11 protein-coding genes are annotated in these 13,803 nt (G+C 63.7%); 3 read left to right on the plus strand and 8 right to left on the minus strand.

Annotated features, from left to right (window positions below; genetic code table 11):
- Positions 1–82 precede the first annotated feature (82 nt).
- The 4 genes from AB5Y95_RS15245 to AB5Y95_RS15260 all read right to left on the minus strand — a co-directional run bounded on the left by AB5Y95_RS15245 (position 83) and on the right by AB5Y95_RS15260 (position 5,131).
- On the minus strand, positions 83–703 hold the full coding sequence (locus tag AB5Y95_RS15245) for a PepSY-associated TM helix domain-containing protein (protein WP_010635319.1): 621 nt from the start codon (positions 701–703) through the stop codon (positions 83–85).
- Positions 704–768: 65 nt separating this feature from the next.
- The gene (locus tag AB5Y95_RS15250; RefSeq protein ID WP_010635318.1) at positions 769–2,811 is read right to left on the minus strand and encodes a TonB-dependent siderophore receptor; all 2,043 of its coding nucleotides are present in this window, start codon (positions 2,809–2,811) and stop codon (positions 769–771) included.
- Positions 2,812–3,037: 226 nt separating this feature from the next.
- The gene (locus AB5Y95_RS15255) at positions 3,038–3,949 is read right to left on the minus strand and encodes an ABC transporter substrate-binding protein (RefSeq protein WP_368161530.1); all 912 of its coding nucleotides are present in this window, start codon (positions 3,947–3,949) and stop codon (positions 3,038–3,040) included.
- 117 nt (positions 3,950–4,066) lie between these two features.
- The gene (locus tag AB5Y95_RS15260) at positions 4,067–5,131 is read right to left on the minus strand and encodes a porin (RefSeq protein ID WP_010635316.1); all 1,065 of its coding nucleotides are present in this window, start codon (positions 5,129–5,131) and stop codon (positions 4,067–4,069) included.
- Positions 5,132–5,351: 220 nt separating this feature from the next.
- Here AB5Y95_RS15260 and glpX point away from each other — a divergent pair, with 220 nt between their 5' ends.
- The gene (gene glpX / locus AB5Y95_RS15265) at positions 5,352–6,362 is read left to right on the plus strand and encodes a class II fructose-bisphosphatase (RefSeq protein WP_005308234.1); all 1,011 of its coding nucleotides are present in this window, start codon (positions 5,352–5,354) and stop codon (positions 6,360–6,362) included.
- Positions 6,363–6,528: 166 nt separating this feature from the next.
- Entirely contained in the window at positions 6,529–6,780 is a 252-nt protein-coding gene (locus AB5Y95_RS15270; protein WP_017787388.1) for a YkgJ family cysteine cluster protein, read from the plus strand.
- Between the two features lie 177 nt (positions 6,781–6,957).
- Here AB5Y95_RS15270 and AB5Y95_RS15275 read toward each other — a convergent pair whose 3' ends face one another.
- The 4 genes from AB5Y95_RS15275 to hemC are packed head-to-tail and all read right to left on the minus strand — an operon-like array spanning position 6,958 to position 10,915.
- Positions 6,958–8,121 (minus strand): heme biosynthesis HemY N-terminal domain-containing protein, encoded by a 1,164-nt coding sequence (locus AB5Y95_RS15275; RefSeq protein WP_065018407.1) that lies wholly within the window; start codon positions 8,119–8,121, stop codon positions 6,958–6,960.
- Between the two features lie 10 nt (positions 8,122–8,131).
- Positions 8,132–9,208: a uroporphyrinogen-III C-methyltransferase gene (locus tag AB5Y95_RS15280; RefSeq protein ID WP_010635313.1), complete on the minus strand. Its 1,077-nt coding sequence runs from the start codon at positions 9,206–9,208 to the stop codon at positions 8,132–8,134.
- Positions 9,205–9,939, minus strand: a complete 735-nt coding sequence (locus AB5Y95_RS15285) for a uroporphyrinogen-III synthase (RefSeq protein WP_026141950.1) — start codon at positions 9,937–9,939, stop codon at positions 9,205–9,207. Before AB5Y95_RS15285 ends, AB5Y95_RS15280 begins: the two co-directional genes overlap by 4 nt.
- Positions 9,940–9,985: 46 nt before the next feature.
- Positions 9,986–10,915, minus strand: coding sequence for a hydroxymethylbilane synthase (hemC, locus tag AB5Y95_RS15290; RefSeq protein WP_010635311.1), 930 nt, complete (start codon positions 10,913–10,915; stop codon positions 9,986–9,988).
- 322 nt (positions 10,916–11,237) lie between these two features.
- On the opposite strand from hemC, the gene AB5Y95_RS15295 reads away from it, so the two are divergent.
- A complete protein-coding gene (locus tag AB5Y95_RS15295) occupies positions 11,238–13,772 on the plus strand; it encodes a class I adenylate cyclase (protein ID WP_010635310.1) in 2,535 nt (844 codons plus the stop codon).
- The last annotated feature ends 31 nt before the right edge of the window (positions 13,773–13,803 follow it).

Raw genomic sequence — 13,803 nt, forward strand, 5'->3', positions numbered from 1 at the left:
GCCGGTTACCCTTTGTTACCCGAGGTGCAGGCAAGGTTACCGCCGCCGAGAGGCCGATCCCGTTTTGTCGTCGGTAAACGCCCTAGAGCAGGGCCACCAGCACTGTGACCAGGGCGCCCAGCAGCAGCAGGGCGATGCCGCGCGCGGCCGGGCCGTGCAGCTTGTTCCACATCAACAGGCTGGTGAGGGCCAGCAGCAGCATGGCCAGCGCCGCCAGATCCCCCACCAGCTGCCACGGCAGGCCGGTGCCCATGCCACGGTGCAGCCGGTTGAGGCTGGCGGCGAAGTTGGCCTGCTGCAGTTCGGTGCGCACCAGCAGGGTGCCTGCCACATAGCTGGCGGCCACGCTTTCGCTCAGGGTGACGCCGCGCATCTCCCAGCGGGCCGGCAGGGTGAGCGGGCCGTCGGGGGTGGGCAGGGTCTGGGGCGGGGTGAGCTGGACGCGCCCCTCCTCGAACCCTGCTGCATAGCGTTGTTGCAGCAGGTTTTTCAGCTCATCCGGGCTGGCCAGCGGCGCGCTCAGTACTATCTCTTCACTGGATTTATCGGTGTGGGGGCCGGGCAGCGGCAGCACGGCCCTGTGTTGCAGCCAGAGGCCGGTGAGGCCGTAGAGCAGCATCAGGGTGAGGGTGGCAAAGCCGGCCCAGGCGTGGATGCGGCGCACCCACTTGTTGTTGTGCAGGGGGAGTTTTCTGCGTCTCATTGCTCGGTGCTTCATAAAAATCTGGCCAGCAGGAGCTGGCCAGAGGGATCGGGAAAAGGGAGGGATCAGAAGCGGTAGGCGGCGCTCAGATGCAGCTGACGGGGTGTGCCCGGCATGATCTGGGAGGCGCTGGTGGCACTGACGAAGTAGTCGTGATCGGTCAGGTTCTCCACGCTCAGCTGGGTTTCCCACTGCTGCCAGCGGTAGCCGGCCCGGGCATCGAAGCGGGCGTAACCGGGCAAGGTGGTGGTGTTGGCGTTGTCGGCGAAGCGATCGCCCACCGCGGTCACCCCGGTCTCGCCGAACCAGCCCTGCTTGCCGCTCTGATAGCCGGCGAACAGCTCGCCGTTCTGGCGAGAGACGTTCATCGGCCGCTTGCCCTGCAGATCGGCGTCCGCCTTGACCTGTTCGGCATCCTGGATGGCGATGCCGCCGCGCAGGTAGAGCTCGTCGGTCAGCTGGGCGCGGGCGCTCAGCTCGATCCCCTCGGTACGCTGCAGACCGGTGAGGATCACCTTGGTGGGATCCAGCGGATCCTTGCTGCGCTTGTTGTACATCTCCAGCCGGTAGAGGGAGAGGGTGGTCGCCAGGCGGCCATCCAGCCAGTCGCTCTTCACGCCGCCCTCGTACAGCCGGGTGTGCTGGGGATCCAGGTTGTTGTTCTTGTCGCCCGGGGTGATGCCGATAAGTTCCCCGCCCACCGGGGTGAAGGTCTTGCTGTAGGAGGCGTAGAAGGCGTGCTCCTCGATCGGGTTCCACACCAGACCCAGGCGCGGGCTCAGGCTGGTGACCGAGACGGTCTCCTCCTTGTTGAGGTCGTTGCGGCGGCTGGTGACGGTGAAGTCGTCGCGGCGCAGACCCGCCAGCAGGTGCCAGTCGCCCAGACTGAGCTGATCCTGCACATAGAGGCCGTAGCCGCGCACCTTGTGATTGGCGTCGCTGGAGAGCTTCATGGCGCCGTCGTAGGTGGGCAGGGAGCCCGGATCATAGAGGTTGCCGGCCGGGATCGCGGTGGCGTTCTGATAGAGCTTGGGGGTGCGCTCCTGCCAGTTCTGCTCGAAGCCCACCAGCAGGCGGTGCTCGACGGGGCCGGTCTGCAGCTGGCCTTCGACCTCGGTGTTGCTGATCAGGCTGTTGGCCTTGAGATCCTGCTGCCAGCGGGCGCGGGTCACCTTGTCCCCCTTGACGCTGGTGACATAGGTGTTGTCGAACTGGCTGTCGAGGCTGGTGTAGCCCAGCTGCTGGCGCAGTTGCCACTGATCGTTGATGTCCCAGCTGAGGCGCGAACGGGTGGACTGGGCCACATCGTCGATGAAGTCGCGGCGGGTATCGCTGTAGACATACTCCTTCGGCACGTCGGCCGGGCGACCGTTGACGCCGGGGATGCCGCGATCCGGGGTGCGGTCGTGCTCGTTGCGCTCGTACTGCAGCAGCCAGTTCAGCTTGTCGTTGATCTCCCAGTTGACGGAGGGGGCCAGCAGGGTGCGCTTGCTGGTCACGCCATTGCGAAAGCTGTCTTTGTCTTCCTGGGCCAGGTTGAGGCGCACCTGCACCTGCTCACCCGCTTCACCGTTGAGATCGGCAGCCAGCCGACGGCTGTCGAAGCTGCCGACCTGGGCGCTGACGCTGGACTCCAGCCCCTTCTGCGGTTTCTTGCTGACCCGGTTGACGATGCCGCCTGTGCTGCCACGGCCGTAGAGCACCGCCGCCGGCCCCTTGAGCACTTCGACCCGTTCTGTGTTGCCAAGGTCGCGGGTGTACTGCATGTCGTCGCGAAAACCGTCGAGATAGAAGTCGTTGCTGGCGCTGAAGCCGCGGATGTTGACCCCGTCGAAGCGGGTGTCACCGCTGGCGTTGACGCCGGGGATGCCGGTCAGGGCCTCGCTCAGGGTGGGCTGGCCGAAGGCGGTCAGCTCGCTAGCCTTGACGCTGTCGATGGCCTGCGGCACCAGCTTGGCCGGGGTGTTGGTGCGGGTCGCGGTGGCGACCTCTTCATGTTGGCTGCGTTTGCCGACCACTGTCATGGTCTCGTCTTCGGCGTGTGCGCCGGCACTCAGGGCCAGCAGGGCGACACTCAGCAGAGTGCGCGGGTGGTGAGGTGTGTGCATGTTGCGTGTTGACTCTTGAAGAAGCGACCTGATGGTCTGAACTTGTTGATTTATTTGTAATTATTTTGTTCTCTCACATTTGAGAGGATGCTAATGATATTGATTTTCATTAGCTGTGCAATAGAAACATGTTTTGACGATGGGGCTGGGTATCGGATGACTCACCTTGCCGGCAGGGGGCCTGTCGGCAAGGTGACGGGAGGAGAGAAGAAGGGGGATGAGGGGCTCAGTGGTCGGCGGCGGCGGGGGCGATCTCGGCCAGTTGTTTGCCCAGCACCAGCCGTGGCGCCGGGTCGGTCTGCAGCGGGATATCCTGTAGCGGGGTGCCCTGCAGGTTGCGGTGGATGATGTTGGCCGCCATCCGGCCGAGGGCCTGATAGCTGCTGATGGTGCCGATGGTGCAGCCGTGCTCCACATAGAGCTCGGCGCTGCAGATGGTGGGGATGCCCGCCTCGTTGAGGGCTGCCAGCAGCTCGGGGGCGATGGAGAGCAGGTAGCTGTCGGCGGCGAGAAACACGATGCTCTCTTTGGCGTCGCGCTGCAGCCGCTTGAGCTCGTTGGCCAGTCGCCGCTTGTCCGGTGCGATGCGCCAGGTGGTGAGTTCCCACTGGTAGCGCCGGGCCTCGCGCAGCAGCATCTCGCCGGTCAGCAGGGTGTTCTGCTCGCGCGGGTTGAACGGCAGCAGCAGCCCCTTGCTGGCGGGCAGATAGCGGCGGGCGTTGGCGAGCTGCAGCGCCATCGGCACCATGTTGCTGGTGCCGGCCACCATCCGGTTTTCCGTCTTGTCGTCGGACAGGAAGCCGGCCCCGACGGGGTCGGACACTATGCTGAAAATCAGCGGCTTGCGGTTGCCCACCAGGCTCTTGACCATGGCCGTGGCGGTGGTGCCGAAGCAGTAGATGTAGTCGTAGTCGGCGAGGGAGGGCAGCAGTTGCTGGCGCAGCAGGGTGGCCAGCGCGGTTCTGTCCTGATTGGCGTTGAAGGTGACGAAGGTAGGGTGATGACCGAGCCGGTTGAGCTCGTCGCGAAAGCCGCGCTCGGCGTCCGTTTCGCCGCGCCACAGCACCATGGCGATGGTCAGCGCCTGAACGGGCAGGGCGCAGAGCAGGCAGCAGCAGATGAGCAGGCGTAGCGGCATGTTGATCTCCTCGTCTTGGCTCTGTTGAGCCTAGATCATGGAGGGCCGGGCGCGTCGGGGCGGACAAAAAAGAGCGCGCCGGCATCAGCCGGCGCGCGCAGAGCAGAGGGGCCCGACTTAGAAGTCGTAGCGGGCCGCCAGCTGGAAGTCATCCTTGACGTTGAGCTTGCCGCTCTCTTTGCTGTCGAGGTTGTTGATGCGGTACTCGCCGATGACACGCAGGTTCTTGTTGAACTTGTACTGGGCGCCCAGGGTGTAGTAGTCGATGGAGTCGTAGTCAGCCTTGCCGGACTGCTCCACCTTCTGCTTGTTCCACAGCGCCATCAGGCCGAAGCCGTTCTCGAAGTTGTAGCCCAGCGCCCCTTCCCAGCCGGTGTGATCCTTGCCGGTGGCCAGGAAGTCACTGCCGTCCGCATAGCTCAGGGCGGCGTAGACTGCCTTGTTGTCGTACTTGGCGGAGAGCAGCCACAGCTTGGCATCCTCTTCCCCGTTCTTGTCGCGGATACCCACGTTGTAGGCGGTACCCAGTGCCAGATTGAACGGGAAGGTGTAGGCCACGGCGGCGCCGTAGGCAGCATCGCTGTCCTTGCTGGTGGTCTCTTCGGTGTCACCGCCGTCGAACTTGTAGCTGGTATCGATCTGGAAGCCGTTGAACAGACCTGAGTACTTCAGCACGGAACCGGCGCGGTTGGTGGCGAAGGTGTCGGTCTTGGCGCCGAGGGCCTCGTTGCCGTAGCCGTCGGAGAGGGAAACGTCGGTCCAGTCGGCCAGGAAGCCCGGAGCCCCCTTCTGGCGACCGAAGGTGATGTTGCCCCAGTCGGCGCCGACACCGGCGAACGCCAGACGGGTGCGCAGGTTGTCGGAGTTCTCGCTGATGGTCTTCTCGCTGTCGTTGATGTACATCTGCACTTCGTACTGGGCCAGCGCCTTCAGTTGGCTGTTGATCTGGCTGTCGACCTTGGCGCCGAAGCGGACGAACTGGTTGGCGCCCTGCTTGTCGCTGTACTCCTGGGTGCCGTTCGGATGGGTGCTGTCGACCCCTTCCTTCTTGTCACCGAAGAACTGGCCGGCATAGATGCGGCCGTACAGATCCAGGGTGGTGGTGTCATTCTTGTAAACTTCAACGGCTTGAGCCTGGAAGGCCGCGGTGAGAGCCAGTGCCACTACAGTCAGCTTTTTCATCTTAATCCCTTGTGTTGCAAGCTTTGTTGTAAAAGACGGGGGCCATGCTAGGCAGGGGGGATGACAGCGGGGTGACACTCTCGTGAAGTGTCGGTGGCGGTTTGATGTCAAATTGGTGAAAGGGCCGTGTTTTGTGTGACGAACCGCCACTTTTGCGCGCAAAGGTTTGCCCTTGTGGTAGAATGCCGCCCGTTTTCGAGCTCCAAAGGTTGGATATGCGATGAGACGTGAACTGGCAATCGAGTTTTCCCGAGTGACGGAAGCGGCTGCACTGGCTGGCTACAAGTGGCTCGGACGTGGTGACAAGAATATCGCCGATGGGGCGGCCGTTGCGGCCATGCGCCATATCCTCAATCAGATCCAGATCGATGGTGAGATTGTGATCGGCGAGGGTGAAATTGACGAAGCCCCCATGCTCTACATCGGCGAGAAGGTGGGGACTGGCATGGGCGACGCGGTGGACATCGCGGTCGATCCCATCGAGGGTACCCGCATGACTGCCATGGGTCAGGCCAACGCCCTGGCCGTGCTGGCCGTCGGCGACAAGGGCTCCTTCCTCAAGGCCCCCGACATGTACATGGAGAAGCTGATCGTGGGTCCCAAGGCCAAGGGTGCCATCGACCTCGATCAGGCCCTCGAGCTGAACCTCAAGGCCGTGGCCAAGGCGCTCGGCAAGCCGCTCTCCCGCCTGACCGTGATCACCCTGGCCAAGCCGCGTCACGACAAGGCGATCAAGGAGATGCAGGGGCTGGGTGTGCGGGTGTTCGCCATTCCCGACGGCGACGTGGCAGCCTCCATCCTCACCTGTCTGCCGGACAGCGAAGTGGACATGCTGTACGGCATCGGTGGCGCACCGGAAGGGGTGATCTCGGCGGCGGTGATCCGTGCGCTGGACGGTGACATGCAGGCCCGCCTGGTGCCCCGTCATCAGGTCAAGGGCGACAGCCCGGAAGTGCGTGCGCTGGGCGAGCAGGAAATTGCCCGCTGCGAGGCGCTCGGCATCGACGTGAGCAAGGTGCTCAAGCTGGAAGACCTGGCCAAGAATGACAACGTCATCTTCTCGGCCACCGGCATCACCAAGGGTGATCTGCTGGACGGCATCACCAGCGACGGCGTCATGGCGACCACCGAGACCCTGCTGATCCGCGGCAAATCCCGGACCATCCGTCGCATCAAGTCGATCCACTTCCTGGATCGCAAAGACAGCGTGGTGCGCGACATCATCCTGTAAGCCGGATGCGCGTGGGGCAACCCCCATGGTACCGCCTGAAAAGCCCGACGCTGTCGGGCTTTTTGTTGCCGGTCGGCAAGGGTTATTTCATGGTGTGGCCGGGATAACAGTGAGGAAAATCCCCGCCCTTTGCTACACTGGCACACCCTGCCGAGGAAAGCATTACATGGAATGTCGTCAAGGTTGCGGTGCCTGTTGCATCGCCCCCAGTATCAGCAGCGCCATTCCCGGCATGCCCGACGGCAAACCGGCTGGCGTGCCCTGCGTGCAGCTCGATGCGCGGCTGGGCTGCAAGATCTTCGGCCAGCCCGAGCGCCCGGCGGTGTGCAGCGGTTTTCGTCCCATGCAGGACGTGTGCGGCTATCACAGGGAGGAGGCCATCTGGCTGATCGGGGAGCTGGAGCGAATGACATCCTGAGTCTGACCCTCTCCCTCAGGGAGAGGGTAGGGTGAGGGTGGTAGCTGGTTCCCCCCCTCATCCCCGACCCTTCTCCCGCGAGGGGAGCAGGGAGGGCAGTCATCCGGAGCAATCCCAATAATCCCAACAGAAAGAGGCCGCAACTGCGGCCTCTTTCTGTTTCGCGACGAACGGGTGTCAGACGTCGGCCAGCTGCAATGCCTGGCGGTAGTACTCGTTGGCCTTGTTGGTGAGGCGGCGCTTGTCCATCACCTGGCCGAGGGCGTGGTAGACGGCGGCGTTCGGCGCCTTCGCGACCTCCTGCTCCAGCAGGCGCTGGGCCTCGTCCAGCTGACCGGCCAGCAGGTAGACCTGGGCCAGCGCGGCGTCGACGCCCGGCTGATCCTGGATCTTCTGCAGCAGGGTCAGCAGGGGCTGGTAGCTGTCGAGCCTGAGCTTGGGCAGGCGGGCCAGCAGCTGGGGCGAGACCTGTTTGCGCAGTGCATCGAGCCACAGCTCGGCCGCTTCATTGTCGGCCCCCAGCTGGCGCAGGCGATCGCCATAGGCGGCCAGCAGCTCGGGATCCTGGCGCAGCTTGCGTGGCAGTGCCTGCCACACCGGGCGCAGGGTATCGAGGGTGCCGCTGGCGGCGCTGAGGCGGCCGCGCCAGGCCTGTTGCAGCAGATCCTCTTCCTGTTTGGGAGTCAGCTTGCCCACCTTGTGCAGCGCCGGAATGAGGTCGATGAGGGCGGTCCAGTCCTCGCGGGCCAGGTGTACCTGGCGCAGCTGATCCAGCACCATGGGGTGGCGCGGGTTGAGGGAGTAGACGGATTCCAGCATGGCCAGTGCGGTGTCGTACTGGCCCTGCTCGATCTGCAGCTGGGTCTGGGTCAGGGTCAGCGCCAGCTCGGCCTTGGGGTTCTCCTCCTGCGCCTTTTGCAGGTATTGGTCCCGGCGCACGTCATCGCCACGGGCCTGGGCCGCCTTGGCGGCGCTCAGGTAGTTGAGCAGCGGGGTGTCGCTGTTGCTGGCGCCCTTGAGCATCAGCTTCTCGGCCTGGCTGTAGTGCCCCTCGGCCATGGCCAGGGTGGCGGCCACGGTCTGCTGGTTGGCCTTGCGGCGCCGGCGCGAGCCATACCAGCCCAGCGTCTTGCGGCGCAGGCCGAATACCCGGCCCAGCACCCACTCGACAATGAGCAGCAGACCGTAGAACAGCACCGCCAGGATCACCGCGCTGGTGACCGAGGACTCCACCGTGTAGTTGCCCAGCGAGATCAGCACATAGCCCTTGTTGCCGGAGGCCTGCGGGCCGAAGATGAGGCCGGCCACCATCACGGCCACCAGTACAATCAGACGAATCATGGTGCCCTCCTCAGTTGCTGGCCAGAATGCGCTGCAGGCGCTCGGTCAGCACCTCTTCCAGCATGGCCTGGGTCTTGAAGCGATCCGGGTAGTTGAACTGGATCTGCTCCCCCTTGAGCTTGTCCAGCTCGGACTGCATGTAGTGGGTGGCGCTGTTGTCGGTGTCGAAATACTGGGTCAGCCAGCGCTGGGCCTTGTCCAGGCTGTCGTCATAGAGGGCCTGCTGCTCGCGGTAGACGGCGAGCTGGGCCTGCAGCAGCTTGGTCTTGAGGTTCTCGCGCAGGAAGATCTCCTGCTGCGGGGAGAGCAGGGCCTCCACCGCGCCGTCGCGACGACGGATGGTGATGAAGTTTTCGGTGAACTTGACCCAGTTCTTCTTGAGATTGCTCTCCCACTCGTCTGGGTTGGTGCTGACGGCCTGATCCGGCTCTGCCTTGGCTTCCGGCATGCTGACGGTAGAGAGCGGCAGCAGCTCGATCTGATCGGAGAGGGCGGCCAGCTTCAAGGTCAGCCCCTCGCGGTCGATGCGCGGCATCCCCTTGAGCTGGGCGATGTCTTCGGCCAATGCCTTGCGAATAGGCATCAGGCTGGGATCGTTGAGCGCCTTGATGCGCTCGTCGGCATTGCCGAGCAGTGTGATGGCGGAGACAAGGTCGTGTTCCAGCCAGAGCTTGCGACCGGCCATCCGCACCAGGTATTCGGATTCGGCCAGCATCCAGTCGTTGGGGCGCTTGTCGTTGAGATCCAGCACCCGGGTCTGCAGACCCTTGAGCTCGTCCTGCAGCAGTTGCTGCTGCTTGCCGAGGGCGGCCAGCTGTTCGCCATCCTTGCTGTTGCTCTGATCCAGTTTGGCCATGGCGTCAGCCAGCTGCTGCTTGAGGGCGCCAAGTTCGGCCTGCTGGGCCACCGCGTTCTGGTGGCCATGCAGATAGAGTCCACCGGTCAGGCCGAGTGCCAGCAGGATGGCGATACCGCCGAGCACTGCACCCGAGCCGCCCTTCTTGTTGTTGGTGACCTGCTGGCCGGGTTGCTTGTTGTCGGCCACGGAGGCCGCGGCACTCGGCTGGACTTCTTGCTGTTCAGTCATTCCATCTTCCTCAGTTCCAGAGCGGCCGTCAGGGCCTGGTTGGATGCACCCTGGGCAATCGTGATATGGGTAAAGCCCGCCGCCGCGGCCATCTCGGCCACCCGCGGGCTGGGGACCACCAGCAGGCGGTCGTGCAGCCAGGGCTGCTGCCGGTCCGGGACCAGTTCCAGCAGCCGTTGCAGCAGTTCGCCACTGGTGACGAGCAGGCTGTCGAGCCCGGCCGCCTGCCAGTGGCGGGTCAATGTGTCCCCGTCCAGAGCGGGGTAGTGGCGCTCATAGGCCGCACAATAGTGCACCAGTGCGCCGCGTGAGGCCAGCGTCCGGGCGATGAGATCCCGGCCGCCATTGCCGCGCAGGATCAGCACCCGCTTGCCGTTCACCTGTTGCAGGCCGGACAGGGCCAGCAGCCCCTCGCTGCGCGGATCCTCCGGGCAGGCTGCCGTGATGCCGACGGCCGAAAAGGCGTCCGCGCTGGCCTGGCCGACTGCAAAGTAGTCAATATTTGGCCAGGTCTGACCAGTTTGCAACAGAAAATGATGAGTGAAATTAACTGCATGCATGCTGACGGCGATGACGATGTCGGCCTGGGGCAGCAGTTCGGGCAGGCGCTGCAGCTCGCCGCCCGCCACGGTTTCCAGCAGCGGGCAGCAGAGCGGTGCGTGGCCGTGCTGGCGCAGCAGCGCCACCAGCTCGGCGGCCTGGGCGGCCGGGCGCACCACCAGCGGGACCATCAGGGCTGGCTCCGGCATGCAGGCCATGCTTCGAACCGGCCCGCACTCATGCCCGGTAGACCTCGGCCAGGATGGCATCGGCACCATCGGCCAGCAGGCGCTGGGCCAGGGTGTGACCGAGGGCCTCGCCGTCGGCCAGCGGGCCGCGGATCTCGTCGCGGATGACGCGGCTGCCATCCGGGCTGCCCACCAGGCCGCGCAGCCACACTTCTTCTCCCTCTACCAGGGCGTAGGCCCCGATGGGGACCTGACAGCCCCCCTGCAGGGCACGGTTCATGGCGCGCTCGGTCAGCACCCGGATCCGGGTCTCGGGGTGTTCGAGTGGGGCCAGCAGGGCGTGCAGCTCGTGATCGTCGAGGCGGCACTCGATGCCGACCGCGCCCTGGCCATTGGCGGGCAGGCTCTGTTCCGGCTCGATGAAGGCGGTGATGCGGTGCGCCATCTCCAGCCGTTTCAAGCCTGCGGCGGCCAGGATGATGGCGTCGTATTCACCGGCGTCCAGCTTGGCGAGACGGGTGTTGACGTTGCCGCGCAGGTCGCGGATCACCAGATCCGGGCGTGCCGCACGCAGCTGGCACTGGCGACGCAGACTGGAGGTGCCGACCACGGCGCCTTGCGGCAGCTCGTCAATGGCGGTGAAGCGGTTGGAGACGAAGGCATCGCGCGGATCTTCGCGCTCGCAGATGGTGTGCAGGCCGAGCCCCTCGGGGAACTCCACCGGTACGTCTTTCATGGAGTGCACGGCGATGTCGGCTCGTCCCTCCAGCATGGCCGTTTCCAGCTCCTTGACGAACAACCCCTTGCCGCCGACCTTGGCGAGCGGGGTATCCAGGATCTTGTCACCCTGAGTGCTCATGGGGACCAGCTCGACCTGCAACTCGGGGTACAGGGCTTCCAGCCGGTCTTTGACGAAGTTGGCCTGCCACATGGCCAGGGGGCTCTTGCGAGTGGCAATTTTCAGGGTTCGGGCTGCCATATCAATCAGTTGTTTCATCTTTAGAAGGAAAACGATCTTACCACCCTTTGCAGGGGCTTTCATGGCACAGCCGGCAAAAGCGGGGCCAAGCTCAAAAACAGCGGCTGAAAATGATTTTCATTAAACTAAAATGCAAGGTTAATTGATTGAAATTTAAAAGAATTATTGCTTTCCAATGATACTGTTTAGTGACTTGTCATAAATAATCCGGCGATTGTGTGCGGGCTTGTTTACCACCGCTGCTTGCATTGTTAACATGATCACACTTTTTTGACGTCTCCCCGTTTTGGTGCGTCATTTATCACCTCGTATAGGCAGGGCATTGCTGGTAAAACTCGACACGCTGGTGGCGCGCTACGACGACATTAATCGTCTCAAGACGCAGCGGGCGTTAGGTCTCATGAGTCGCTACGGGCAGCAGGTCTTCCAGCTGTTACCCGTCATGCTGCACTTCAATCACCCCCTGCTGCCCGGTTATGTGGCGGGGGATGTGCCGCACGGCATCTGGAGTTTTACCGCCAACGACGCCCAGCAGGCCTTCATCGAGGATCTCTGCCAGAACGCCAACTGTCAGAACGGCCTCACCACCCATGACAAGTCGATCCAGGGGCTCTACTCCATGGGCAGCACCTCGTCCATCGGTCAGTGCTGCCACTCGGATCTCGACATCTGGGTCTGCCACGTGGCCGGTCTGTCGCAGGAGCGGCTCGCGCTGCTGGATCTCAAGTGTCAGCAACTCTCCAAGTGGGCCGAGCAGCGGGGGGTCGATCTCAACTTCTTCCTGATCCCCGAAGACAAGTTCCGCCAGCGCAACGATGCCCAGATGCAGGGGGAGAGCTGCGGCAGCGCCCAGCACCTGCTGCTGCTCGACGAGTTCTACCGCAGCGCCATGCACATCGCCGGCAAGCGGTTGCTCTGGTATCTGGTGCCGGCCGAGTATGACGATCACTACGACGACTACGTCAACGGCCTGTTCGCCCACGGCAAGCTGAGCCAGGATGATTGGCTCGATCTGGGGGGCTTCAACCGCATTCCGGCCGAGGAGTATTTCGGCTCCGCCCTCTGGCAGCTCTACAAGGGCATCGACTCCCCCTACAAAGCAGTGCTCAAGTCGGTGCTGATGGAGGCCTACTCCCACGAGTACCCCAACACCCGCCTGCTGTCGGTGACCAGCCGCGACTGGTTCCAGCACAACGAGGGGATGCACTACCGGCTCGACAACTACTGCCTGATGCTGGACAAGGTGACCAACTACCTCAAATCCATCGGCGACATGCAGCGGCTCGATCTGGTGCGCCGCTGTTTCTATCTGAAGGTGTGCGACGGCCTGAGCCATCCGAAGGAGGATCACTCCCCGGCCTGGCGCCGCGAGCTGATGACCCAGCTGGTGGACTACTGGGGCTGGAGCCGGGAGCGGCTGCAGCATCTGGATCACCGCCAGGAGTGGAAGGTGGAGGACGTCAAGGTGGCCTACGCCGAGCTGCTGGAGGCCCTGATGCAGAGCTACCGCAACCTCATCCAGTTCGCCCGGCGCAACAACATCAGCGAGTCCATCAACCCGGAAGACATCGGCATACTGTCGCGCAAGCTCTATGCCGCGTTCGAGAGCCTGCCGGGCAAGGTGCAGCGGATCAACCTCAAGATAGCGCCGGACCTGAGCGAGCCGGATCTGAGCTTCGTGCAGGTGCCGCACGGTCGCCTGAACCGCGCCGGCTGGTATCTCTACAAGCATTCGCTGGAGCCGGTTGACATCATCGGCCGGGCGCCGCTCGAATATAACGGCTACATCAGCAAGTTGGTCTCCTGGGCCTACTTCAATGGCCTGCTGACGCCCCAGTCCCGGGTGCACCTGTTCAACCAGGGCTCGGATCTGCACATCGACAACCTGCACCAGTTCTGTCGCGATCTCTCCGGCACCTTCCCGGTCAAGTATCCCCGTGCCACCAACCTGGCCCTGAGCCGGCCCTGCGAAATTCGCCAGCTCTCCATCTTCCTCAACCTGGAGACGGATCCGACCAGCCACTGGGTGGGTCAGGTGATCGAATTCGACGCCAACGCCGCCGACGTCTTCTCGTTCGGCCGCAACCTGGAGTGTCTGGTGGGGTCGGTGGATCTGGTCTATCGCAACTCCTGGAGCGAGATCCGTACCCTCCACTTCCAGGGGGACGAAGCCGTGGTGGACGCCCTCACCACCATACTCGGCAAGATGCACCAGGATGCCGCCGCCCCCGAGATGATCGAGGTGTTCTGCTACAGCCAGCACTTCCGTTCCCTGGTGCGAAGCCGCTTCCAGCAGCTGGTGGCCGAGTGCATCGAGCTGCGTCTGGCCCGCGACAAGCAGCAATTGGTCAAGACGCTGGCGCTCGGCAAGGAGAAGTACGGCATCTTCTTCGAGCGGCGCGGGGTGTCGGTCAAGAAGCTGGAGAACGCGGTCGACTTCTACCGCCACATCTCCCACAACAAGCTGGATCACCTGCCGCTGCGGCTCGACAAGACCCACAGCCAGCACCTGCCCGGCATCGTCGACGCCTACGCCAGCGAGGGGCTGGTGCAGTTCTTCTTCGATACCCGGGACGCGGGCACCAACATCTATATCCTGGACGAGGCGAACCGGGTGGAGATCTACCAGCACTTCGCCGGCAACAAGGATGAGCTGGTGCAGGGGGTGAACCGTTTCTACACCTCCAGCCACGAGCGCTTCAGCGACGCGGGTCAGTTCAGCAACTTCAACCTGCCCCAGTACTACGAGATAGTGCAGATCAATGGCGAGCTGGAGGTGATCCCCTACCGCAGCCAGGGTCAATTGCGTGACGGTGGCCAGGGGCGTGAGCTCGGTTCCGCCGCCGGCGCGGGGTAGGGCAGGGGCCCGCCCGGCGTGCGCGCAAGCG

It is taken from the genome of Aeromonas sp. R5-3, from assembly GCF_040908225.1.
GTDB classification, from domain to species: domain Bacteria; phylum Pseudomonadota; class Gammaproteobacteria; order Enterobacterales; family Aeromonadaceae; genus Aeromonas; species Aeromonas dhakensis.

Bases quoted from the DNA above. Each gene is read 5' to 3' on its own strand.
- glpX (WP_005308234.1), top strand. From the start codon at position 5,352: ATGAGACGTGAACTGGCAATCGAGTTTTCCCGAGTGACGGAAGCGGCT.
- hemC (WP_010635311.1), bottom strand. From the start codon at position 10,915: ATGGCAGCCCGAACCCTGAAAATTGCCACTCGCAAGAGCCCCCTGGCC.
- AB5Y95_RS15280 (WP_010635313.1), bottom strand. From the start codon at position 9,208: ATGACTGAACAGCAAGAAGTCCAGCCGAGTGCCGCGGCCTCCGTGGCC.
- AB5Y95_RS15250 (WP_010635318.1), bottom strand. From the start codon at position 2,811: ATGCACACACCTCACCACCCGCGCACTCTGCTGAGTGTCGCCCTGCTG.
- AB5Y95_RS15245 (WP_010635319.1), bottom strand. From the start codon at position 703: ATGAGACGCAGAAAACTCCCCCTGCACAACAACAAGTGGGTGCGCCGC.
- AB5Y95_RS15270 (WP_017787388.1), top strand. From the start codon at position 6,529: ATGGAATGTCGTCAAGGTTGCGGTGCCTGTTGCATCGCCCCCAGTATC.
- AB5Y95_RS15260 (WP_010635316.1), bottom strand. From the start codon at position 5,131: ATGAAAAAGCTGACTGTAGTGGCACTGGCTCTCACCGCGGCCTTCCAG.
- AB5Y95_RS15255 (WP_368161530.1), bottom strand. From the start codon at position 3,949: ATGCCGCTACGCCTGCTCATCTGCTGCTGCCTGCTCTGCGCCCTGCCC.
- AB5Y95_RS15285 (WP_026141950.1), bottom strand. From the start codon at position 9,939: ATGGTCCCGCTGGTGGTGCGCCCGGCCGCCCAGGCCGCCGAGCTGGTG.
- AB5Y95_RS15275 (WP_065018407.1), bottom strand. From the start codon at position 8,121: ATGATTCGTCTGATTGTACTGGTGGCCGTGATGGTGGCCGGCCTCATC.